This is a genomic window from Kitasatospora sp. NPDC015121 (genome assembly GCF_055562955.1).
In genome coordinates this window covers 197,994-220,079 of the sequence record NZ_JBVHEH010000013.1, presented here as the reverse complement: position 1 = coordinate 220,079, position 22,086 = coordinate 197,994, and the positions used below count along the sequence as shown (strand labels likewise).

18 protein-coding genes and 3 pseudogenes are annotated in these 22,086 nt (G+C 74.7%); 7 read left to right on the top strand and 14 right to left on the bottom strand.

The genetic code is table 11. The features are described from left to right. Nucleotides 1-12: 12 nt before the first annotated feature. Nucleotides 13-498, bottom strand: a complete 486-nt coding sequence (locus ACZ3J7_RS21180) for a hypothetical protein (protein WP_465623242.1) — start codon at nt 496-498, stop codon at nt 13-15. A gap of 139 nt (nt 499-637) precedes the next feature. Here ACZ3J7_RS21180 and ACZ3J7_RS21175 point away from each other — a divergent pair, with 139 nt between their 5' ends. Continuing rightward, nucleotides 638-1,138, top strand: a complete 501-nt coding sequence (locus ACZ3J7_RS21175; protein WP_465623240.1) for a peptidylprolyl isomerase — start codon at nt 638-640, stop codon at nt 1,136-1,138. Between the two features lie 56 nt (nt 1,139-1,194). Here ACZ3J7_RS21175 and ACZ3J7_RS21170 read toward each other — a convergent pair whose 3' ends face one another. The 4 genes from ACZ3J7_RS21170 to ACZ3J7_RS21155 form a co-directional block, all read right to left on the bottom strand. Beyond that, nucleotides 1,195-3,663 carry a glycoside hydrolase family 3 C-terminal domain-containing protein gene (locus tag ACZ3J7_RS21170; RefSeq protein ID WP_465623238.1) on the bottom strand — a complete coding sequence of 823 codons (2,469 nt, stop codon included), beginning with the start codon at nt 3,661-3,663 and terminating at the stop codon, nt 1,195-1,197. Beyond that, nucleotides 3,660-4,526 carry a carbohydrate ABC transporter permease gene (locus ACZ3J7_RS21165; RefSeq protein ID WP_465623235.1) on the bottom strand — a complete coding sequence of 289 codons (867 nt, stop codon included), beginning with the start codon at nt 4,524-4,526 and terminating at the stop codon, nt 3,660-3,662. Before ACZ3J7_RS21165 ends, ACZ3J7_RS21170 begins: the two co-directional genes overlap by 4 nt. Further along, nucleotides 4,523-5,488 carry a carbohydrate ABC transporter permease gene (locus ACZ3J7_RS21160; RefSeq protein WP_465623234.1) on the bottom strand — a complete coding sequence of 322 codons (966 nt, stop codon included), beginning with the start codon at nt 5,486-5,488 and terminating at the stop codon, nt 4,523-4,525. The genes ACZ3J7_RS21165 and ACZ3J7_RS21160 overlap by 4 nt, the downstream gene beginning before the upstream one ends. Before the next feature lie 139 nt (nt 5,489-5,627). Continuing rightward, nucleotides 5,628-6,938 (bottom strand): ABC transporter substrate-binding protein, encoded by a 1,311-nt coding sequence (locus tag ACZ3J7_RS21155; RefSeq protein WP_465623231.1) that lies wholly within the window; start codon nt 6,936-6,938, stop codon nt 5,628-5,630. A 305-nt stretch (nt 6,939-7,243) separates the two neighbouring features. On the opposite strand from ACZ3J7_RS21155, the gene ACZ3J7_RS21150 reads away from it, so the two are divergent. From ACZ3J7_RS21150 to ACZ3J7_RS21130, 5 genes and pseudogenes are all read left to right on the top strand, one after another. After that, nucleotides 7,244-10,726 carry a discoidin domain-containing protein gene (locus tag ACZ3J7_RS21150; RefSeq protein ID WP_465623229.1) on the top strand — a complete coding sequence of 1,161 codons (3,483 nt, stop codon included), beginning with the start codon at nt 7,244-7,246 and terminating at the stop codon, nt 10,724-10,726. A gap of 91 nt (nt 10,727-10,817) precedes the next feature. After that, nucleotides 10,818-11,240: pseudogene (locus ACZ3J7_RS21145) on the top strand (discoidin domain-containing protein); the annotation flags it as partial. Nucleotides 11,241-11,247: 7 nt separating this feature from the next. Further along, nucleotides 11,248-12,215, top strand: a pseudogene (locus ACZ3J7_RS21140) (DUF1996 domain-containing protein); the annotation flags it as partial. 102 nt (nt 12,216-12,317) lie between these two features. After that, nucleotides 12,318-12,896: a hypothetical protein gene (locus tag ACZ3J7_RS21135; RefSeq protein WP_465623227.1), complete on the top strand. Its 579-nt coding sequence runs from the start codon at nt 12,318-12,320 to the stop codon at nt 12,894-12,896. Between the two features lie 164 nt (nt 12,897-13,060). Continuing rightward, complete coding sequence (locus tag ACZ3J7_RS21130; RefSeq protein WP_465623225.1) at nt 13,061-14,110, top strand: LacI family DNA-binding transcriptional regulator; 1,050 nt, start codon at nt 13,061-13,063, stop codon at nt 14,108-14,110. Nucleotides 14,111-14,177: 67 nt separating this feature from the next. On the opposite strand, the gene ACZ3J7_RS21125 is transcribed toward ACZ3J7_RS21130, so the two are convergent. Beyond that, entirely contained in the window at nt 14,178-14,783 is a 606-nt protein-coding gene (locus tag ACZ3J7_RS21125) for an AAA family ATPase (protein WP_465623223.1), read from the bottom strand. Nucleotides 14,784-15,218: 435 nt separating this feature from the next. Between ACZ3J7_RS21125 and ACZ3J7_RS21120 the strand changes: the two genes are divergently transcribed. Further along, complete coding sequence (locus tag ACZ3J7_RS21120; RefSeq protein ID WP_465623221.1) at nt 15,219-15,791, top strand: hypothetical protein; 573 nt, start codon at nt 15,219-15,221, stop codon at nt 15,789-15,791. A 50-nt stretch (nt 15,792-15,841) separates the two neighbouring features. Here the strand turns inward: ACZ3J7_RS21120 and ACZ3J7_RS21115 are convergent. The 8 genes and pseudogenes from ACZ3J7_RS21115 to ACZ3J7_RS21080 form a co-directional block, all read right to left on the bottom strand. After that, a pseudogene (locus ACZ3J7_RS21115) lies at nt 15,842-16,218 on the bottom strand (VOC family protein). A gap of 154 nt (nt 16,219-16,372) precedes the next feature. Then, on the bottom strand, nt 16,373-16,609 hold the full coding sequence (locus ACZ3J7_RS21110) for a ferredoxin (RefSeq protein ID WP_465623219.1): 237 nt from the start codon (nt 16,607-16,609) through the stop codon (nt 16,373-16,375). Further along, the gene (locus tag ACZ3J7_RS21105; protein ID WP_465623216.1) at nt 16,606-17,841 is read right to left on the bottom strand and encodes a cytochrome P450; all 1,236 of its coding nucleotides are present in this window, start codon (nt 17,839-17,841) and stop codon (nt 16,606-16,608) included. The genes ACZ3J7_RS21110 and ACZ3J7_RS21105 overlap by 4 nt, the downstream gene beginning before the upstream one ends. A 190-nt stretch (nt 17,842-18,031) precedes the next feature. Further along, on the bottom strand, nt 18,032-18,436 hold the full coding sequence (locus ACZ3J7_RS21100) for a RidA family protein (RefSeq protein WP_465623214.1): 405 nt from the start codon (nt 18,434-18,436) through the stop codon (nt 18,032-18,034). Between the two features lie 57 nt (nt 18,437-18,493). Next, nucleotides 18,494-19,306 (bottom strand): ATP-grasp domain-containing protein, encoded by an 813-nt coding sequence (locus tag ACZ3J7_RS21095; RefSeq protein WP_465623213.1) that lies wholly within the window; start codon nt 19,304-19,306, stop codon nt 18,494-18,496. A 163-nt stretch (nt 19,307-19,469) separates the two neighbouring features. After that, nucleotides 19,470-19,994: a GNAT family N-acetyltransferase gene (locus tag ACZ3J7_RS21090; RefSeq protein WP_465623210.1), complete on the bottom strand. Its 525-nt coding sequence runs from the start codon at nt 19,992-19,994 to the stop codon at nt 19,470-19,472. A gap of 222 nt (nt 19,995-20,216) precedes the next feature. Continuing rightward, nucleotides 20,217-20,840: a hypothetical protein gene (locus tag ACZ3J7_RS21085; RefSeq protein WP_465623208.1), complete on the bottom strand. Its 624-nt coding sequence runs from the start codon at nt 20,838-20,840 to the stop codon at nt 20,217-20,219. Between the two features lie 50 nt (nt 20,841-20,890). Next, the gene (locus tag ACZ3J7_RS21080) at nt 20,891-21,955 is read right to left on the bottom strand and encodes a hypothetical protein (protein WP_465623205.1); all 1,065 of its coding nucleotides are present in this window, start codon (nt 21,953-21,955) and stop codon (nt 20,891-20,893) included. Nucleotides 21,956-22,086: the final 131 nt, after the last annotated feature.

Sequence of the window (22,086 nt, the reverse complement as noted above, 5' to 3'; positions counted from 1 at the left end):
TCCGCCGCCACGCTACCGCGCCGGGCGCAGTGAGCGCTCCCAGCGCGTGAAGCCGGCCGTGAACAGGGCGCGGACGGCGGAGGTCTCGGCCGGGGTCCAGGCGTCGGGACCCGCGCCGGGGGTGAGGGCGGTGCCGCCGAAGAGCTTGTCGTAGGCGCTGCGGTGGGCCGGGCCCTCGGGCGGGAGGGGGTGCGGCAGGTCGGTGAGGAAGTTCCAGGTGTCGAGCAGCAGCAGGCAGCTCGCGGGCGAGCGCGGGTGCGGGTCGGCGGTCCAGCGCCGGGCGGCGGCCAGGTCGAGGGAGCCCTCGGCGTCGGCGACGAACTCCAGCCCGTGGCGGGCGCAGTGGGCTTCGGCGGCCACGGCGTCCGGGAAGCGCAGCAGGGCGCCGTCGGGGCCGGTGCGGAACGCGTCGGGGTGGTCGTCGTCCTCGCCGAGGCACCAGAGCAGGGTCAGGTCGCCGGTGCGGTCCTGGACGCGGTACGGGTAGTGGTCGGGCACCGGGCAAGGGTAGGCCGGGGCGGACGAGGGTGGCCGGGCGGGGTGGCGGGGGCCGGAAGCGGTACGGGGGCTGCGACAATGGGCGGCGACGATCTTCGTATCGACGCATCAGATGCAGCAGACAGACAGTGAGGTTGCCTTGTCCAAGGTCAAGCTGAGCACCAACCACGGCGACATCGTGGTCCGGCTGGACGCCGAGAAGGCCCCGGTGACGGTCGCCAACTTCCTGCAGTACGTCCAGGACGGCTTCTACAGCGGCACCGTGTTCCACCGGGTCATCGACGACTTCATGGTGCAGGGCGGCGGCATGGAGCCCGGCCTGCGCCGCAAGGAGACCCGCGCGCCGATCCAGAACGAGGCCGACAACGGCCTGAAGAACCTCCGCTACACCGTGGCGATGGCCCGCACCGCGGACCCGCACTCGGCCACCGCGCAGTTCTTCATCAACGTCGCGGACAACTCCTTCCTCGACCACACCGTGAAGAGCGGCCCGGGCTGGGGCTACGCGGTGTTCGGCGAGGTCGTCGAGGGCCAGGACGTGGTGGACGAGATCAAGTCCGTCCCCACCGGCTCCAAGGGCGGCCACGCGGACGTCCCGAAGGAGGACGTGCTGCTGCTCTCCGCCGAGGTCGTGGAGTAGCACACCGCGAGAGCCGTGCCGCCCGCCCCGCCGGGCGGGCGGCACGGGCGCCGGGGTCAGGCGCCGACCGGGAGGGCCGCCGCCAGCGGGAGGTCGCCGCTGTGCGGGCCGACGTGCAGGACGAAGGTGCCCGGCTCGGTGCGCCAACCCCGCTCCGCGACCGACCAGTGCTGCAACGCCCTTTCCGGCAGCCGCAGTTCGACCTCCACCCGCTCGCCGGGCCCGGCCTCGACGGCGCCGAAGGCGGCCAGCCAGCGCACCGGCCGGTCCAGCTCCGAGCCCGGCCGGGAGAGGTAGAGCTGCACGGTCTCCCGGGAGCGGCGCGGCCCGTCGTTGCGCAGCGCCACCCGCACCGTGCGCGAGCCGTCCGCCGCCGGGACGGAAGGCTCGCCGAGCGCCAGGTAGCGCCACTCGCCCCAGCCCAGGCCGTGCCCGAACCAGTACGCGGGGGTGCGGCCGGCCCGCAGCCAGCCCCGGTGGCCCAGGTGCGGGCCCTCCGCGTAGTCGAGCCGCCCGCCGGTCGGCGCGGTCGCGTACACCGGGCAGTCGGCCTCGGCGTCCGGCCAGGTGGTGGGCAGCCGCCCGCCCGGCTCGGCCCGGCCGAGCAGCACCTCGGCCAGCGCGTCACCGCCCTCCTGGCCCGGGAACCAGCAGGTCAGCACCGCGCCGACCCGCTCGCGCCAGGGCAGCAGCACCGGACTGCCGGTGTTCACCACCACCACCGTGCGCGGGTTCGCCGCCGCGACCGCCGCCACCAGCTCGTCCTGGCGCCCCGGCAGCCGCAGGCCGGCCCGGTCGAAGCCCTCGCTCTCGTGCTCGTCCGTGGTGCCGACCACCACCACCGCGACGTCCGCCGCCGAGGCCAGCTCCACCGCGTGCGCGAACTCCCGCTCCAGCTCGGCCTCCGGCCGGTCGGCGGCCAGCACCAGCACCCGCCCGTGGGCCGGCTCCACCGTCCGCCGGGCCAGCAGCGCGGTGACCTGACCGGCCGCCAGCTCCAGCTCGACCTGCCGGTACGAGGGCGACACGTGCAGGTACGTCGGGTCGTCCGAGAGCGGCTCGACGTACTCGTCCAGCAGCACCGCGCCGTCCGCCTCCAGGCGCAGCGCGCCCAGGCCCACCACGCCCAGGCGCCAGCGGCCGGCGCTCGGCGCGGTGAACCGGGCCGCCACCTCCACGGTGCGCACCGGCGCCAGGTCCACCTGCGCGGACGGCTCCAGCACCCGGCCGGTGGCCCGCGCCTCGGCGTGCAGCAGCGAACCGTCCGCCGCCAGGTAGCGCACCAGCACGCCCGGGCCCGAACCGTCCGGCAGCACGCAGTCCGCGGCCGCCAGCGGCGTCGGGCGCAGCGCGGTGCGCACCCCCGGCGCGTGGGTGACCTCGACGGACGGGTCGAGCGCGGCGCGCAGCCCGTCCAGCGGCGAGACCGGCGCGGCCGGGAACACCGAGGCGCTGCCGCCGCCCTGCACCCGGGCCGTCGCCGCGTTCGGGCCGAGCACCGCGACCCGGCGCAGCGCCGACCCGTCCAGCGGCAGCAGCCGGGCCGGGTTGTGCAGCAGCACGGTGCCCGCGACGGCCGCGGCCCGCAGCGCGCCCCGGATCGCCGGGTCGGTGGGCACCGGGGCCCGGACGGCCGGCGGCGGGTCGAACGCGCCGACCCGGCCGGCCAGCCGCAGCAGCCGCGCCACCTTGTCGTCCAGCGCCGCCGCCGGCACCCGCCCGGCCCGGACCGCCGCCGCCAGCGCCGGACCCCACGCCGGGTTCGGCCCCGGCATCGACAGGTCGCACCCCGCCGCACCCGGACCGTCCGCCTCGTGCACCGACCCCCAGTCGGACACCACCAGCCCGTCGAACCCCCACTCGCCCTTCAACGGCTCGGCCAGCAGCGGGTGTTCGACCATCGACGTCCCGTTGACCCGGTTGTACGCCGACATCACCGCCCACACCCCGGCCCGCACCGCCGCCTCGAACGGCGCCAGGTACACCTCGCGCAGCGTCCGCTCGTCGACCCGGGCGTCCACGGTCAGCCGCTCGGTCTCCGAGTCGTTGGCCACGTAGTGCTTCGCCGTCGCCGCGACGCCCAGCGCCTGCACGCCGCCGACGTACGCGGCCCCGATCCGGGCGGTCAGCAGCGGGTCCTCCGAGAAGCACTCGAAGTTCCGCCCGCCCAGCGGCGAGCGGTGCAGGTTCAGCGTCGGCGCCAGCACCACGTGCACCCCCTTGCGGCGCGCCTCCGCCGCCAGCAGCCCGCCCATCCGGGCCACCAGCTCCTCGTCCCAGGACGCCGCCAGCGCGGTCGCGCACGGCAGCAGCAGCGCGGTGTCCGCCTCGTCCCACCGCTCGCCGCGCACCCCGACCGGCCCGTCCGAGCAGACGATCGGGAACAGGCCGAGCGCGGGTTCCGCGCTGGTGCGGAAGGTGTCCCCGCCGGAGACCAGCCGGGCCTTCCGCTCCAGGTCGAGCACCCGGTGGTCGGATCCGCTTGCCGGAGTGGTGAGTTGCGTGGGCATGGAGAGCTGGGTCATCCCTTCGTGGCTCCTTGCATGATGCCGTCGATGATCTGGCGCCCCATCAGGAGGAAGGCGACGAGGACGGGCGCGCTGGCGACCAGGGCGCCGGTGAGGACCAGCGAGTAGTCCTTGATGTAGCCGCCGGCGAGTTCGGAGAGGGTGAGCTGGACGGTCGGGTTCTGCTGGGTCATCACGACCTTCGGCCAGTAGAAGTCGTTCCAGCTGGCCATGAAGGTCAGCATGCCCAGGACGCTCATCGCCGGGCGGGCGGCCGGGAGGACGACGTGCCAGACCAGGCCGCGGGTGGTGCAGCCGTCCATCCGGCCGGCGTCCAGGAGCTCGTCCGGGACGGCGCCGAGCAGGTACTGGCGCATGAAGAACAGGCCGAAGGCGTTGGCGGCGGCCGGGACGACCAGCGCCTGCAGGTGGTCGGCCCAGTGGAACCAGTTCGCCATCATGATGTACAGCGGGATGATGCCCAGCTGGGTGGGGACCATCATGGTGGCGACCACCGAGGCCAGCAGCGGGCCCCGGCCGCGGAAGCGGAGCTTGGCGAAGGCGAAGCCGCCCAGGGTGCTGGTCAGCACCACGCTCACGGTGACGGTGCCCGCCACCACCAGCGAGTTGAGCATGGCCAGGCGCAGGTCGGTCTGGGCGAACACCTGGGTGACGTTGTGCCAGAGCCGGCCGCCGGGCAGCAGCACCGGCGGCATCCGGTGGATCTCGGTGTTGGTGCGGGAGGCCGCGACCAGCGTCCAGTACAGCGGGAAGAGCGAGAGCAGCACGGCCACGCCGAGGACGACGTACGCGCCGCGTCCGGCGGTCAGCTGCCGGGTGCTCTTCGCCCGGCGGCGCCGGGGGAGGGCGGGGAGGGTCATTCGGCACCTCGCATCCGGCGCGCGGCCAGGAAGTTGACGGTGGCGACCAGCACGATCAGCAGGAACATCGCCCAGGAGATCGCCGCGCCGTAGCCGTACTTGAAGCGGCCCCAGAACTGGTTGTACGAGTACAGCGCCAGGGTCTGGAACTGGTGCTGCGAGCCGCCGGTGGTCGGGTCCTGCTGCTGGCTGAACAGCATCGGCTCGCCGAACAGCTGCAGCGCGCCGATGGTCGAGACGATGACGGTGAACAGGATGGTTGGGCGCAGCATCGGGATCGTGATGGAGCGGAACTGCCGCCAGCGGCTCGCCCCGTCCAGCGCCGCGGCCTCGTACAGCTCGAACGGGACGGACTGCATCGCGGCCAGGTAGAGCAGCGCGTTGTAGCCCGTCCAGCGCCAGGTGACGATCGCGGCGATCGCCGACCAGGAGGAGAGGGTGCCGGCCTGCCAGTCGACGTGGTCGACGCCGAACAGCGACAGGAACCAGTTGACCATGCCGAAGTCGCGGCCGAACAGCTGGACGAAGATCAGCGTGACGGCGGCCACCGAGGTGACGTTCGGCAGCAGGACGCCCAGGCGCAGCAGGGTGCGGCCGCGCATCCGGTAGTTGAGCAGGTGGGCCAGGCCGAGCGCGAGCAGCAGTTGCGGGACGGTGGCCAGGACGCCGATGCCCAGGGTGTTCTTGACCGCGTTCCAGAAGAACGGGTCGTCCAGCAGCCTGCGGTAGTTCTCCAGGCCGACCCACTGGCCCGCGCTGCCCGGGCGGTCGGCCCGCCAGGCGGTGAACGAGACGTAGCCGGTGTACAGCATCGGGAACAGGCCGAAGACGCCGAAGACCAGGAAGAACGGCGAGAGGTACAGGTAGGGCGAGACGGCGCGGTCGAGCCGGTGCCAGCGGTGGCGGGCGGGCCGGGCGGGGGCGCGGGCGCCGCGCGCGGTGGCGGCGGTCGGTGCGGCCAAGGGGAGCTCCCGGAGACGGGCGAGGGCGGGCGAGGGCGGGGACGGGTGGCGCGGGGGGGGGGGGGGGGGGGGGGGGCCCCCCCCCCCCCCCCCCGGGGGGGGGGGGGGGGGGGGGGGGGGGGGGGGGGGGGGGGGGGCGTCAGTTGACGATGTTGTCGACGTCCTTGAGGGCCTGCTTCCAGGCGCCCGCCGGGTCGGCCTTGCCCTGCTCGATGGAGGTCAGCGCGTTGCCGAGGGCGGTGCCGATCTCCGCGCCGTGCGCGCCGAGCGGCTGCGGGGTCAGCTCGCGGGCCGACTGGGAGAAGATCCTGCCGGTGGGCGCGTTGTTGAACAGCGGGTCGGTGTGCTCGGCGATGTCGGGCCGGGTCCACAGCGCCTGGTCGGAGGGGAAGTAGCCCTTCTCCTTGAAGAGCCGGCCCTCCTGCTCGGGCGCGGTCAGCCACTTGGCCAGTTCGGCGGCGGCCTTGGTGTGCTTGCCGGACTTCGGCACGGTCAGGTACGAGCCGCCCCAGTTGCCGCCGCCGCCGGGGATCCGGGCGATGTCCCAGGTGCCGCCGTCGGTCGGCGGGTTGGCCTTGAACTCGTAGCTCATCCAGGCCGGGCAGGCGACGGTGGCGAACTGGCTCTTCTGGAAGCCGGTGTCCCAGGCCGGGGTGAACGCCTGGATGCCCGCGGACTGCCCGTCCTGGATCGCCCCGGCCACCAGGTCGAAGGACTGCTTGACGGCCGGGTTGCCCTCCACCACCACCTTGCCCTCGGCGTCGTAGACGCCCTGCGGGGCCTGCGCCAGCACCGCGGTGAACAGGTTGCCGCCGCTGTCGAACCAGCGGGTGCCCTTGTTCGGGCTGTTGGCCAGGAACTGCTTGCCGGCGGCCAGGTAGGACGGCCAGTCCTTCATCAGCGCACCGACCTGCTCGCGGTCGGTGGGCAGGCCGGCGGCCCGGAACAGGTCGGTGCGGTAGCACAGCGCCAGGCCGCCCATGTCGGTGCCCAGGCCGAACAGCACCTTGCCGTCCGGGCTGGACGCGGGGGCGGTCTTGGACGGCACCCACTGGTCCTTGCTGACGCCGTTGTCCAGGAAGTTCAGGAACTTGCCGGCCTCCGGCTGGAACCCGGCGACCTGCCCGATCTCGACCGCCTCGATGTCGGCGGTGCCCGAGCCGGCCAGCAGGTGGGCGTGCAGGTTCTGGTGGTGCGCGCCCATGTCGGCGCGGTTCTCCTTGATGGTGACGTTCGGGTGCGCCTGCTCGTACTCCTTGTACAGGTCCGCGTAGCCGAAGTCGGAGTACAGGTTCACCGTGAGGGTGATCTCGGCGTCCGGGTCCTCGGCCGCGGACGAGCCCCCGCCGCCGCTGGAGCAGGAGGTCGCGGCGGTCAGGGCCAGCACCAGCAGAGCCGAGGCGGCGAGCAGGCGGCCTCTCGGGCCGGTGCGGGGCAGGGAAACGGGCATGGATCGGCTCCTCGCGGGGGATGGCAGCTGAGACCCCCGGGAAACGGCGCTACGGGAGAGCGCTCTCCCGGGGTGGCATCCGGAGCTTGGTCGCTCCACCCGCCCCCCGTCAAGGGGTTGGGTCGCAGGAAATCGCTGCTGCATCGGGGTTCTGACGGAGCTTCGCCAGCGAACCAGTTGTCGCCGCCCTTGACACGGATGAAACAACGGGGCAACCATCACTGGCGTAGTGAGAGAGCGCTCTCCCTGATCCGGGCACCGGCCCTCGACGGTGCCGCCCCCACCCCACCCGATCGGGAGCCCCGATGTCCGCCCCGCCCCCGCGCACCCCCAGGCCCCTGCGGCCGACCACCTCCGCACCCCCGGCCCGCACCCTGGCCGCGGCCCTCGCCGCCGCGCTGGTCGCGGCCCTGGTCCTGCTGCTGCCCGCCGGCCGGGCCGAGGCCGCGCCCGTCCTGCTCTCGCAGGGCGGGGCCGCCACCGCCTCCAGCACCGAGAACTACGGCACCCCCGCGTCCAACGCCGTCGACGGCGACACCGGCACCCGCTGGTCCAGCGCCAACACCGACCCGCAGTGGCTGCAGGTCGACCTCGGCGCGCCCGCCGCGCTCAGCTCCGTCACGCTGCGCTGGGAGGCGGCGTACGCGAAGGGCTACCAGATCCAGCTGTCCACCGACGGTGCCACCTGGACCACCGCGTACACCACCGCCACCGGCGCGGGCGGCACCGAGACCGTCCCGGTCACCGGCACCGCCCGCTACGTGCGGATGTACGGCACCGCCCGGGCCACCGGGTACGGCTACTCGCTCTGGGAGTTCCAGGTCTACGGCGCCGCCGGCGGCGGCGACCAGGGCTGCGGCACCGCGAACGCCGCCCAGGGCAGGGCCGCCACCGCCTCCAGCACCGAGAACTACGGCACCCCCGCGTCCAACGCCGTCGACGGCGACGCCGGCACCCGCTGGTCCTCGGCGGCCGCCGACCCGCAGTGGCTGCAGGTCGACCTCGGCTCCGCGCGGGGCGTCTGCGGCACCTCCGTGCAGTGGGAGAGCGCCTACGCCAAGGCGTACCGGATCCAGCTCTCCACCGACGGCACCAGCTGGACCGACGCCTGGAGCACCGCGAACGGCGCCGGCGGCACCGAGAAGCAGGACTTCACCGGCACCGCCCGCTACGTCCGCCTGTACGGCACCGCCCGGGCCACCGGCTACGGGTACTCCGTCTGGGAGTTCCGGGTGTTCACCACCGGCGGAGCCACCACGAGCCCGACCCCCACGCCCACCCCCACCCCCAGCCCGTCGCCGACCGGCAGCACCCCGCCCGGCAACTGGACCACCGTGTTCAGCGACACCTTCGCGGGCGGCGCCGGCAGCGCCCCGTCCGCCGACAACTGGACGGTGCGCACCGGGACGTCGGAGCCCGGCGGCGCCGCCAACTGGGGCACCGGCGAGATCCAGAACGACACCGCCAACCCCGCCAACGTCGCGATCGACGGCAGCGGCCACCTCAACCTCACCGCCGTCCGCGACGGCGCCGGCAACTGGACCTCCGGCCGGGTGGAGAGCAAGCGCGGCGACTTCGCCGCCCCCGCCGGCGGACAGCTGCTGATCTCCGCCCAGGTCAAGCAGCCCGGCGTCGCCGACGGCACCGGCTACTGGCCGTCCTTCCGCGCCATCGGCGCCAACGACCGCAGCGGCGGCTGGCCGGGCACCGGCGAGACCGACATCCTCGAGGACGTCAACGGCCGCAGCCAGACCTCCGCCACCCTGCACTGCGGAACCGCCCCCGGCGGCAACTGCAACGAGTACAACGGCATGACCAGCGGACTCGCCTCCTGCCCCGGCTGCCAGAGCGACTACCACACCTACAGCCAGGTCATCGACCGCAGCGTCAGCGACGAGCAGATCCGCTGGTACCTCGACGGCCGGCAGATCTGGCAGGTCAACGAGTCGCAGGTCGGCACCACCGACTGGAGGAACGCCGTCGACCACGGCTTCAAGCTGGTCTTCAACCTCGCCGTCGGCGGCTCCTTCCCCGACAGCGTCTGCGGCTGCACCACCCCCACCGCCGCCACCACCTCCGGCGGCGCCCTCTCCATCGGGACCGTCACCGTCGCGACCACCACCGGCACCGCCCCCGCGCCGCTCGCCGACCCGCCCGCCGCCACCGGCAGGAACACCGTCAAGGTCACCGGCGGCCAGGGCAACTGGGCGCTGAGCGTCAACGGCCAGCCCTACCAGCTCAAGGGCGTCACCTGGGGCCCCGCCCAGTCCACCGCCGACGCGCACATGCGCGACCTCAAGGCGATGGGCGTCAACACCCTGCGCACCTGGGGCACCGACGCGGCCAGCAAGCCGCTGCTGGACGCCGCCGCCGCGCACGGCCTCAAGGTGGTCAACGGCTTCTGGCTCAACCAGGGCGCCGACTACGTCAACGACACCGCCTACAAGACCAGCACCCTCGACGCCGTCAAGCAGTGGGTGACCACCTACAAGGACCACCCCGGCACCCTGATGTGGGACGTCGGCAACGAGGTCATCCTCACCACCCAGGACCACGCCTACAACGGCGCCACGGTGGAACAGGAACGCGTCGCCTACGCCAAGTTCGTCGAACAGGTCACCCAGGCCATCCACGCGATCGACCCCGACCACCCGGTCACCTCCACCGACGCCTACACCGGCGCCTGGACGTACTACAAGCAGTACGCCCCCAGCCTCGACCTGCTGGCCGTCAACTCCTACGGCGCGGTCTGCAACGTCAGGCAGGACTGGATCAACGGCGGCTACACCAAGCCGTACATCGTCACCGAGTCCGGCGACGCCGGCGAGTGGGAGGTCCCGAACGACGCCAACGGCGTGCCGACCCAGCCCACCGACACCCAGAAGCGCGACGGCTACACCAGCGCCTGGAACTGCATCGCCGGGCACACCGGCGTCTCGCTCGGCGCCACCATGTTCAACTACGGCACCGAGAACGACTTCGGCGGCACCTGGTTCAACCTGATCCCCGGCGGCTGGAAGCAGCCCGCGTACTACTCCGTCGCCAAGTCCTACGGCGGCAGCGCGAAGAACGGCAACACCCCGCCGGTGATGCCGAACGTCACGCTCAGCAGGACCGCCGACGTCCCGGCCGGCGGCACCTTCACCCTCAACTCGCCCGCCACCGACCCCGACGGCGACCTGGTCCGCTACCAGCTCTACTACAGCTCCAAGTACGTGGACGGCGGCACCGGCTTCAGCCAGGTCCGCTTCACCCAGACCGGCGACGGCCAGTTCACCGTCACCGCGCCCAAAACCCTGGGCGTCTGGAAGGTCTACGTCTACGCCTACGACGGCCACGGCAACGTCGGCATCGAGTCGAAGTCCTTCCGCACCGTCGCCCCCACCCCGAGCGGCACCAACCTCGCCAAGGGCCGGACCACCACCGCCTCGACCTACCAGGCCGTCGGCAACGGCGCGCCCTACCCGCCGTCGCACACCACCGACGGCAACTGGTCCACCCGGTGGGCCAGCGAGTGGGCCGACCCGCAGTGGCTCCAGGTCGACCTGGGCCAGAGCACCCCGTTCAAGCACGTGCAGCTCGGCTGGGAGTCCGCGTACGCCAAGGCGTACCAGATCCAGACCTCCACCGACGGCACCACCTGGACGACCCTCCACACCCAGGCCAACGGCACCGGCGGCATCGACGACATCGACGTCAACGGCAGCGGCCGCTACGTCCGGGTCACCATGACCCAGCGCGGCACCGCCTACGGCTACTCGATGTACGAGTTCGGCGTCTACGCCTGACGCCCCACCCCCAGAGCCCCCGGTGCCGCGCGGCAGGGAGCGCCGCGCGGCACCGGGTCCCCCCACCCACCGTTCCTCATCCGGAGGTCCGATGAAACACCGCATGTCGCGCGGCGCGCCCCACCGCACCGCGCTCGCCGGAACCGCCGCCGCGATCCTCGCGGCCGGCGCCCTCACCGGCGGCGTCCTCACCCAGCCGGCGGCCGCCGCCGCCGACCCGCTGATCAGCCAGTCCAAGCCGGTCACCGCCTCGTCCGTGGAGAACGCGGGCTTCCCCGCCGCGGCCGTCGCCGACAACAACCTCGCCACCCGCTGGGCCAGCGCCTGGAGCGACTCCCAGTGGATCCAGATCGACCTGGGCGGCACGGCGAGCATCAGCCACGTCGAACTGGACTGGGAGGCCGCGTACGCCAGCGGCTACCAGGTGCAGACCAGCAACGACGCCACCGGCTGGAACACCGTCTACACCAAGGCCGGCGGCACCGGCGGCACCGAGCAGATCGACCTGGCCGGCAGCGGCCGCTACATCAGGCTCAACCTCACCAAGCGGGGCACCGGCTACGGCTACTCGCTGGAGGAGTTCAAGGTCTACGGCCAGCTCTCCACCGCCACCACCGGCTACGTCCTGGCCAACCCGCAGGTCACCGGCGCCACCCCGGCCACCGGCAACCCCCCGCACGCCTACTTCCACGAGTTCCAGGCGAACTGCACCGCCACCCACGACCTGCCCGACGACCCGATCGTCTACCCGGGCAAGCCCGGCGCCTCCCACATGCACACCTTCATGGGCGCCCTCAACACCAACGCCAACTCCACGCTGGAGTCGCTGCAGGCCAGCGCCACCAGCTGCCTCGCCCCCGGCGACAAGTCCGGCTACTGGATGCCCACCATGTACGACGGCAGCACCGCCGTCGACCCGGTCGGCCTCCAGACCATCTACTACAAGAGCGCCATCAACGACTACACCGCCGTCCGCCCCTTCCCGGCCGGCCTGCGGTTCGTCGTCGCCAGCCCCACCGACAGCGCCACCGACTTCACCACCCACCCCGGCTACGTGGCCGGCTGGGAGTGCGGCAACAGCTACCGCACCTCCGACCTGCCCACCGAGTGCCCCGGCGGCGGCCAGATCAACATCCGCTTCCAGGCCCCCAGCTGCTGGAACGGCCTCTACCTGGACACCCCCGACCACAAGAGCCACATGGCCTACCCGATCGAGGGCGTCTGCCCCGCCGACCACCCGGTCGCGCTGCCGATGATCGAGTTCAAGATGGCCTTCCCGGCCAACCCGGACCACCTCGCCCAACTCCACCTCTCCAGCGGACGGGGCTTCTCCTTCCACTACGACTTCTTCAACGCCTGGGACGCCCCCACCCTGGCCGCACTGGTCGACCACTGCATCGTCGGCGGCCTCCAGTGCAACGCCCGCGGCTACGACGAGACCCAGCCCGGTAGGGGCGCCGCGCTCAACGCGCAGTACCTTCTGCCGTAAGCCCTGAGCCGTAGCCCGAACGCGGACCCCGGCCCCGCCGCCACGGACCCCACATCCGGCGGCGGGGCCGGCCCGCGCCCCCACCCCCACGGAGGACCACCGATGAGGCTTCGCCGCACCGCCGCGCCGCTCCTGCTGCTCGCCGCTGTCGGTTGTGGAACCGGCACCGCACCCGCGACCGACGCCGCACCCCCGGCCGCGAGTTCGCCCGCCGCCCCGTCGTCCGCCGCCCCGTCGTCCGGCGCGCCTGACCGGCCCTCCGACGCCACCTCGATGATCTGCAACCCGTACTTCCGGCAGGAACTCGCCGGGGCGCTCGGCACCGACATCGTCCAACCGCTCGCCCCCACCTGGGAGAAGCGCGTCTACAGCTGCGAGTACCGCTACGCCGGCGGCAGCATGACGCTCTCCGTCAAGGAACTGCCCGACACCGCCACCGCCCTCGCCCAGTACGACGGCCTGCGCGGCAGCGCCGGCGCCGTCACCGACCTGAACGGCCTCGGCGAGGCCGCGTACAAGCGCGCCGACGGCACCACCGTGGTCCGCAAGGACGCCTTCGTGCTCACCGTCGACGTCGCCAGGCTGCCCGAGACCTTCGGCACCCCGGCGCGCAGCCGTGCCGACGTCGCCGTGATGACCGCCACCACCGTCATGATCTGCTGGGAGGAGCACAGTTCGTGACGGCGGCGGCGGGGAGCGCGCGGCCGGGGAACGCCCCGGTCGCGGGCCCCGGCCTGCCCCCGGACGGTTCCGGGACGGTTCCGGGAGGGTCGGCGGGCAGGGCGGCCGACCGGGCTCCGGAGCGCACTGGGAGAGCGCTCTCCGAGCGTGCTATAAAGGGCCACATGAGCAGCGAAGCCCTCAAGCGCGCCACCACCCTGGAGGACGTGGCGCGGGTCGCGGGCGTCTCCCGGGCCACCGTCTCCCGCGTCATCAACGGCGTCCGGAACGTCGACCCCGCCATCCAGGAAGCCGTCCGCCAAGCCATCAGCCGCACCGGCTACGTCCCCAACAGCGCCGCCCGCTCGCTGGTCACCCGCCGCACCGGCGCCCTCGCCCTGGTCATCTCCGGCAGCGACGCCCCCGAGACCCCCGACCACCACGTCGGCGGCGAGATCTTCGCCGACCCCTTCTTCGGACGGGTCGTCAGCGGCGTCTTCACCGGCCTGCGCCCGCTCGACCTGCACCCCGTGCTGATGCTCGCCGACAGCGCCGAGGCCCGCGACAAGGCACTCACCTACCTGCGGCAGGGCAACGCCGACGGCGCGATGGTCGTCTCCACCCACAGCCGCGACCCGCTGCCCGCCCAACTGCTCGCCGCCGGCATCCCCACCGTCCTGTTCGGCCGCCCCCCGACGCCGCTCTCGCTCTCCTGCGTCGACCTCGACAACCGCGAGGGCGGCCGGATCGCCGCCGACCACCTCACCGCCCGCGGCCGCCACCGCGTCGCCGCCATCTCCGGCCCGCTCGGCGTCCGGGCCGCCCGCGACCGGCTCTCCGGCTTCCGGGAGGCGATGGCCGACCGGGGCATCAACCAACTCCCGCACGTCGAGGGCGACTTCACCCGCGAGGACGGCGAGCGCGCGATGACCTCCCTGCTGCGCCGCTACCCCGACCTGGACGGCGTCTTCGCCGCCAACGACCTGATGGCCCAAGGCGCCCTCGCCGTCCTCGCCGAACAGCGCCGCCGCGTCCCCGAGGACGTCGCCGTGATCGGCTTCGACGACTCCTCCGCCGCGACGGCCGGCCGCCCCCACCTCACCACCGTCCGCCAGCCGGTCGAGGAGATGGCCGCCGAGATGACCCGCGTCCTGCTCGACCACCTCGCCCGCCCCGGCCGCGCCGCGACCACCGTCCTGTTCGAACCGACCCTGATCGAACGCCAGTCGGCCTGAGCGGCGCCGGCGGCACCGGTGGCGCGGGGCCGCCGGTCCGGGGAGGGGCGGAGCGTGCGGAGCGGCGTCACCGGGCGAAGGAGAAGCGCGCGGCGGCTTCGGCGGGCGAGGTCGCCTCGCGACGCCCGGGGACGTCGTGGACGGCGGTCGCGCCCTCGGAGCGGAGCCGGTCGGGGCCGGCCTCCCGGGCCATGACGGCGGCGTAGACACGGACGTCCGCGGCGGTCAGGTCGGTGCGGCCCCGCTCGGTGTACTGCCGGAGCAGGTCGGCGACGTCCGGGTCGAACCGCAGCACGGTCACCGGAGCGTCGAAGCGCCCGGCGAGGGCGATGAGCCGGGCACGCGCCTGCGGAGTGACGTTCGTCGACTCGGCGACCGCGGTCCGTCCGGCGGCCAGCCGGGCGGTGATCCTGCGGTCGCGCTCCTCGAAGACCCGCGCGTCCGCGGCGTCGGACTCCGCTGCCGCGGGCGAGGCGCCGAAGAGCTCCGCGCGGATCCCGTCGCTGGACACCACGGCCTCCGCGTCGAGCTGCCCGCGCGTGACCAGCGCCCGGACGAAGCTGGTCTTGCCCGAGGCCGGCGGTCCCACGAGGACGACCAGCCCCACCGGCACCCGGACGGGCGGCTGGAGACCGCCGTGGTGCTGCGTCGACTTCGGGGGGCGCTCCGGCACGGGCCCATCCTGCCGGGTGCGGCAGCGGTCCGCCAAGGTCGTCCGCTGTGGAGGGTGTGTGTGAGGGAGGGGAGGGGTCAGGCGAGCCGGACGGCCGGCGACCCAGGGAACGCCACACGGAGAACCGGACCAGGGCGCCGAGCGGGAGGCCCCTCAGGGCCAGCCCTTCGAACACCGCGGGCCAGTACGGCCCGTACCGGTCGCGGGTGGCACCGGGGGCGGGTTCGACATCCCCCGGCCCCCGGCGAGGAGGGACGCGAAGCCGGGCAACCCGCCCCCGCAGACGAACAGGACCCGGGCCGCGGTGAGCTTGGGCGCGCCGCCCCGCTGCCCCGCTGCCCCGCCGGACGGTCCTGCGGCGCCCCTACCCGACCGCCTGACCCGACGGCCTGACCCGACGGCCCGGGCCGGGCGGTGGCGAGGCACCATCAGGGCATGGACGTCCTCGAAGTGCTGGCACGCGCGGGCCTGCCGACCGGCGAGGCCTACGACCTGCTCGCCCACGGCGACGACTGGGAGACCGGGCTGACGCTGCTGGAGGAGGCCGCCGGCGACCGTCCGCTCCCGCCCGAGGTCTGGGCCGACCTCGCCACCGCCGCCGAACGGCTGTACCTCGCCCGCAGCGCGGCCTGGTGCCACTGGCGCCACGGCGAGGCCCGCCGCGACCGCGACCTCGTCGTCCGGGCCGAACTCACCCTCCCACCGGCCGGGGAGGGGCGGCGCAGGACGCCCTTCGGCGGGGCGGGGGTCCTGCGCCCGCTGTGGGACATCGGCATCCGCACCCCCGAGGGCGCGCCCAGCCTCGCCGTCGCCGGTCTCTGGGTGGAGGGGCGCTCCAGCCTGGGCCCCGGTGAACGCGCCACCGTCCGCCTCGCCCCGCTGAGCCCCGAACTCTGGCGCGGGCTGCGCCCCGGCCAGGTCGTCACCATGCACGAAGCGCGTCCGGTCGGCGGCACGGCCGTCGTCCTGGAGGCCCGCCGCCACCACGCCGGGGCGGCGGCCGGCTGAGCGGGACGCGGGGGTGGGGGAGAGGCACGCCGTTGCCGGAGCGCTCCCGGTCACCCGGTGGCGGCGACCAGTTCGACCTCGAAGCCGTCGCCGTCCTCCAGGTGGGCCGCGCAGTGCTGCCCGCCCCCCGCGTACGGGTGCCGGTCGGGGAAGAGCAGGCGTCGGCCGTGCCGGGGCGCCTCGGCGGCCAGGGCGTCGACGGCCGCCGCGTCCTCGACGTGCAAGGCCAGGTGGTTCAGCCCGGGCCGGTGGCGGTCGTACCGGTCGGCCCGAGCCGCCGGCTGCGGCCGCCGTCCCGGCGCTGCGAGACGCGGTAGCCGAGCGCCTCCAGCAGCCGGCCGAACGAGCCGAGCGCCCGTCCGGGGTCGGGCACCCGGAGCTCGACGTGGTGCAGCGGTCCGTCGCGGTGCCCGGCCCATCCGGTCACCGCGACGGGCTGGGCGCTCAGGGAGGTGGACACGTGCGACGCCTCTCTTCGGCCCGTCCCCCGACCCGGACGCCGGGGGCGGACCGGATGCCAGCCGCAGCCGCAGCCGTGGCGGGTTCGGTGGCATCGCCAGGCCGGCGTCACCGGGCCGGTGTCACCAGGTCGGGGCGACCAGTTCCCCGGTGGCGGCGTCGCGGACGGTGATGGCCTCGACCGGGCACATCTCCGCCGCCTCGGTCAGCGCGTCGGACGGCTCGCTGCTCGGACGGACGGGCGCGGAACGGCCGTCCGGCCCGAGGGCGAGGTCGGCGGGGGCGGTGCGGGCGCACAGGCCGCTGCCGATGCAGCGGCCCCGGTCGACCGCGACCAGCAGGCGCGGGGCGTCGCTCACCAGGCCACCTCCAGCCGCAGCGGGCTGCGGGTGAGCAGGCCGGTGCGCCATTCGAGCCGGTCGGCGGGGGTGGCCAGGCGCAGTTCGGGCAGGGCGCGGGCGAGGTGGTGCAGGCCGAGTTCGAGTTCCATCCGGGCCAGCCAGGCGCCCAGGCAGTGGTGCGGTCCGGCGCCGAAGGTCAGCGACGGGGTGCCGAGCGGCGCGAACAGGTCGAGCGGGCCCGGCGGGTAGACCTCCGGGTCGGCGTTGGCGGCCGTGCTGTCGGCGGCGACGATCGCGCCCGCCGGGATGGTCACCCCGCCGATCTCCACGTCGGCGGTGGCCCGGCGCAGCTGGCCCGGTGCGGTGGTGCGGTCGCCGAGCGGGACGGTGCGCAGGATCTGCTCGGTCGCGGCGGTCGCCGCCGCCAGGTCCTCGCCGATCCGTCGCCACGCCCCGGCGTGCTCCTCGTCCAGCAGGTAGACCAGGGCGTTGCCGAAGCTGGTCATGGTGGTCTCGTGCCCGGCGATGACCAGTCCGATGGTGAGCGAGGTGATCTGCTCCTCCGTCATGCCGCCGGTCTGGTCGGCGGCCCGGACCAGCGAGCTCACCAGGTCGTCGCCCGGGTTCTTGCGCCGCTCCTGCACCAGCCGGTGCCCGAACTCGCCGAACTCGCGGATCGCCGCCCCGATCTCCTCGGCGGTGTACGCGGTGGTCGACAGCGCGTGGTCGCTCCAGTAGCCGAGCCGGTCGGTGTCCAGGCCCTCCAGCTCCATCAGCCGGCTGATCACCCGCACCGGCAGCGGCTTGGTGAGCCCCTCGACCGCGTCGGCCGGCGAACCCGACGCGACCAGGTCGTCCACCAGCTCCCGCACCACCCCGTCCACCCAGGGCCGCCAGCGCTCGATCGCGCGTGGCGTGAAAGCGCGCTGCACGGTGCGGCGGATCGCCTGGTGCTCCGGCCCGTCGCTGTTCAGGATCGAGGACGGGTCGTCCAGGATGTTCGGCGTCAGCACGGTCGGCGGCGCGTCCGGCGCGTACAGCGCGGCCCGGCCCAGGTCCGGGTGGGCGAGCGCCTGCCGGACGTCCGCGTGCCGGGTCAGCACCCACACCGGCGTCCCGGTCGGCAGCGCGGCCAGCCTGGGCGGACCGGCCTCGGCCCGCAGCAGGCAGTGCAGCGGCACCAGCGGCTGCGCGGCGGGGGCCCCGGTGGCCGTCTCGGTGGTCGCTCCGGCGGTCGCTTCGGTGGTCATCCGTCCTCCTGGCAAGACACCTGCGGTACGGGGGACTGCCGGACGGCAGCCCCTCACCCCCGACCGTATGCGGCCGACCCGCCCGCGCGTAGCACCCAAACCAGCCACCGGCCGAGCGTCCGCCACTCCAACTCACGTTCGACTGGCGGACGTTCGTGCGGGCAACGGTGCGGGTGGCGGGCGGTCCGGGTCAGGCCGGGGTGACCGCCAGCGCCTCGATCTCGACCAGCACCTCCGGCCGGAACAGCGCGGCCACCTGGACGGCCGAACTCGCCGGCGGCCGCGCGGTGTCCACGTACTCGTCGCGCGCCTTGCGGACGGCGGGCAGGAACGCCACGTCGGTGACGAAGACCGTGAACTTCACGACGTCCGAGAAGTCCGCCCCGGCCGCCGCCAGGCAGCGCCGCAGGTTCTCGAACACCTGCCGGGCCTGCGCCTCCGGGTCGCCCGCGCCGACCAGTTCGCCGTGCTCGTCGAAGGCGACCTGCCCGGAGACCTGGACCAGCCGGCCCGTCCCGGTGACGACCTGGGTGTAGCCGGTGCCCGGTGCGACGCCCGGCGGCTCGGTGATGTGGGTGAGGTGAGAAGAGCTCATGGCCGCCATCCTCGCCCAGCACGGCCCCGGACGCACGGAGGTTTCCGCCGAGGCCCCTCAGCCCGCGACGGTGGGCAGGGGGCGGAGGAACGGCCGGTCGTCGGGCGGGAGTTCGGCGAGCGGGCCGGCGGCGCGCAGCACCACCTCCAGCACGGCGTCCGGATCGCAGGCGTAACCCCCGCTCGCCCAGGCCGCGTTGGCCTCGACGACGGCCCAGCCCCGGTCGGTGCGGCCGAGGTCGACCACCGCCGCGCTCGGCAGCGCGGCCGGGCCGGTGGCGGCGGCCAGCACGTCGGCGGCGAAGGCGAGCAGCTCCGGCCCGGCCGACTCCGGTGCGGCGACGGCGAGTTCTCCGTTCAGCGCGTAGCGGGAGGCAGCGCGGACGGTACCGTCCAGGACGAACAGGCGGTACTCGACGGCGAACCGGACCGGCTCGCTGACCAGCACCGGCGTGCCGCCGTCCAGCAGGTCGGGCCCCGGCAGGGCGGCGCCGTCCGGATACACCCGGGCGGCGAAGTGCTTGTCCGCCGGGGGCTTCACGAACGCCCGGCCGCGCAGCCGGCGTGCCTCGGCGAGTGTCGTCAACTCGACCCGGCGGCCGGTCAGTTCGCGCGGCAGTGCGGTCAGCCAGCCGTCCCCCGGCTCCACCGGGCCGACCCCCAGCACCCGCCCGACCGCGTCGGCGAACAGCGGCCCGCCGTACAGGTGCACCCGGCCGCCGACCAGCTCGCGCGGCGCCCGCCAGGAAGCCGCCGTGTGCGCCCGCAGCCCGCGCCGACCGGCGGCGGTGCGCAGCTGGAGGCCGGTCTCGTTGACCCGGGGCGCGAGGAGCAGGGTGGCGGTACCGGGGGAGGCGGAGTCGGTGGGCATACCCGCGATCATGCCTGCCGGCGAGCGGACCCGGCCACGCGATTTCCGGCCGACGGGGGAGCGGGGGTACGCCGGCCGGCCCGGCGCGCTTGGTGGGCCCGGTCGGGGCCCGGGCGGCGGGTGGCGCGCGGCGGCGGCCGGACGGCCTGCGGGAGGTGCGGCGTCAGAGCGCGCGGCGCATCACCAGGCGCGGCCACCGGTCCAGGCCGAGCGCCGCCTCGCGGGCGCGGACCTCGCGCAGGCCCGGACCCAGCTCACCGTCCGGCACCGGGCGGAAGCCGCAGCGGGCGTAGTACGGGGCGTTCCACGGCACCTCGGCGAAGGTGGTCAGGGTCAGCGCGTCCAGGCCCTCGGCGGCGGCCACTCCGGCCAGGTGCTCCAGCAGGGACCGTCCGACGCCCCGGCGGGCGTGCGAGGGGTGCACCGAGACCTGCTCGACGTGCAGCGCGCCGTCGATCCGCGCCGCGATCAGGTAGGCGACCGGCCGGTCCGCGCCGCCGTCCGCCGCGCCGTCGTCCACCGCGACCCAGGCCAGGCCCGCCGCCACGAACGGCACCAACTCCTCGACGGACAGCGGCTCGTCGTCCGCGACCGGGTCCATCCCGACCTCGCGGAAGCAGCATCCGGCCGCCCGCTCGATCTCCTGGAGCAGCGGCAGTTCCTCGACCCGGGCCTCACGAATGCGCATCAGCCCATTGTGCAGGGCGGACGACGAGGTGCACCGGGCCGCGCTGCGCACCCGCCCGGTGGAGACCTTCGCCGGAGCCGCGCCGGCCGCGATCCCGCCGCCCGCCCGGTGGTCGAGGACGCCCCGTCCGGGAGCCAGGCGGGCGCCGGGCCGGGACGCCGGGCCGGGACGCCGGGCCGGGAACCATCGACTTCCTCGCCGGAGCGTGAGGCCGACGGATGGTCAGCTTTCGGTTCCGGCGTGGATCCGCTCGATCACCCGGGCCGGGAGGTCGTCCGGGACGTCCCGGCCGGAGACCAGGACCGAGTACCGCTCGCCCGCCCAGACGCAGAAGGCCGTCCGGGTCGGGGCGGAGCCCGCACCCGGGTCCGTCTCCGCCGTCCGGCAGCCCATCCTCCCGGGCAGGGAGGTGGCCGTCCGGGTCAGGCCGTCGCCCTCCACGTACCTGCGGAGCGCCGGGTCGTCGGAGCCGGCGATCTGCACGAACCACTTGGGCGCCCGGTTGTCGCCGCCGTACTCCTCCGGGCCGGAGGAGCCGTCGACCGCACCGTACGCGGCCAGGTGCAGGTCCTTCGCGCCCTTCGCCGCCGCCTCGCCGAGCAGCCCCCGCCACGCGGCGGCGCCCTCACCCTCGTCGGAACTCGCCCGGAGCGCCGCGCCCTCCACGCTCCTCGGCAGGCGCGGCGGCCCGGGCGGCCCGCCGTCGCCGTCGCTGCCGAGCAGGTAGCCGCCCAGCACGGCCAGCGCGCCCGCCACCACGACGGCGCCGACCACCCACCCGGCCCGCCCGGCGCGGGACCCACGGCCGGGCCCCGCCCGGGACGGCCCCTCGTCCTGCTCCGTCATCGTCGATCCCCCGTCATGCTCCGCCGGTCGGCCGTCCGTCCCCGGTGCGGTCAGTGCTCGCTGTTGCCGTGGACGCGTTCCAGCACCCGGGGCACCAGGTTCTCGTCCACGCCGGTGCCGGTGACGACGATCATGTACTCGTCGTCCGCCCAGACGCAGGTGATGGTCTCCGTGGCGCGCTCCTTCGGGCTGTCGTCCGGGTCGTAGGAGTCGCAGTACAGCGTGCCGTCCAGCGAGGACTTGACCACGTGCGGGGCGTGGTCGGAACGGGAGCCCTCGGCCAGCCGGGCGAGGCTGCGCTGGAACTCCTGGTCGGACTCGCCGACGATCACGTTCCAGAGCGGCTCCTGCCTGCTGGAGGAGCTGCCCGAGCTCTTCGGGACCACGCCGTACGTGGCGCCCTGGAGGTTCCGCGCGCCCACCTTGGTCATGCTGCGGCTCATGTCGTCCCAGTCGGGGAAGTCGCCCTTGGCGGAGCTGGTCCGCATCTGCTCGCCCTCCACCGACTTGGGCAGGGACGGGGCGCTCCCGCCGCCGAACAGGTAGCTGCCCAGCACGACCAGGCCGCCCACCACCACGACCACCCCCACGCCCAGGACGATCCGCTTGCGCTTGGCCGCCGCCGCCCGGTCGGCCGCACCGGCGGCGGCGAGCGGGCCGGCGGGGGCGAACGGGCCGGTGGGGGCGAACGGGGGCGCGGGCGGAGCAGACGGCGGCGCGGGCGGGACCGGCGGCGGTCCCGGGACGGCGCCCTGCGGTCCGACCGGCGGCGCGGCCGGTGGCGTGGCCGGCGCGGCGGGCGCCTTCTCGAAGGCCGGAGCGGCGGCCTGAGCGGTGGCCTGAGCGGCGGCCGTCCCGCCGTGGAGCGGGAGCGACTGCGCCAACGCCGAGTTGAAGGTGAGCACCTCGCCGACCGCCTCGACCAGCGCGGCCCGCGCCGCGGCGTCCTGCGGCGCCGCCTCGGCGGCCGTCAGCGTCTGCTCCCAGCGCGGCAGGCGCCGCAGCTCGTGGCGGACGCGGGTGAGCGCCTCCGCGTCCAGTGCGGCACCGGCCGGACCGGCGGTCCCGCCGTACCGCTGCTGCACCAGTGCGTCGGCCACGACTGCGGCCGACACGACCCCGTCCCCCGAAACCATCGTCAATCCCCTATCCGAGCTGCCGAGTTCTCCCACCAATGTGGCAGTGCCGCGCCCTCCGGCGCGACGCCGCACGGGAATGGAGACGGAACCGCAACCGGGGCGGTTGC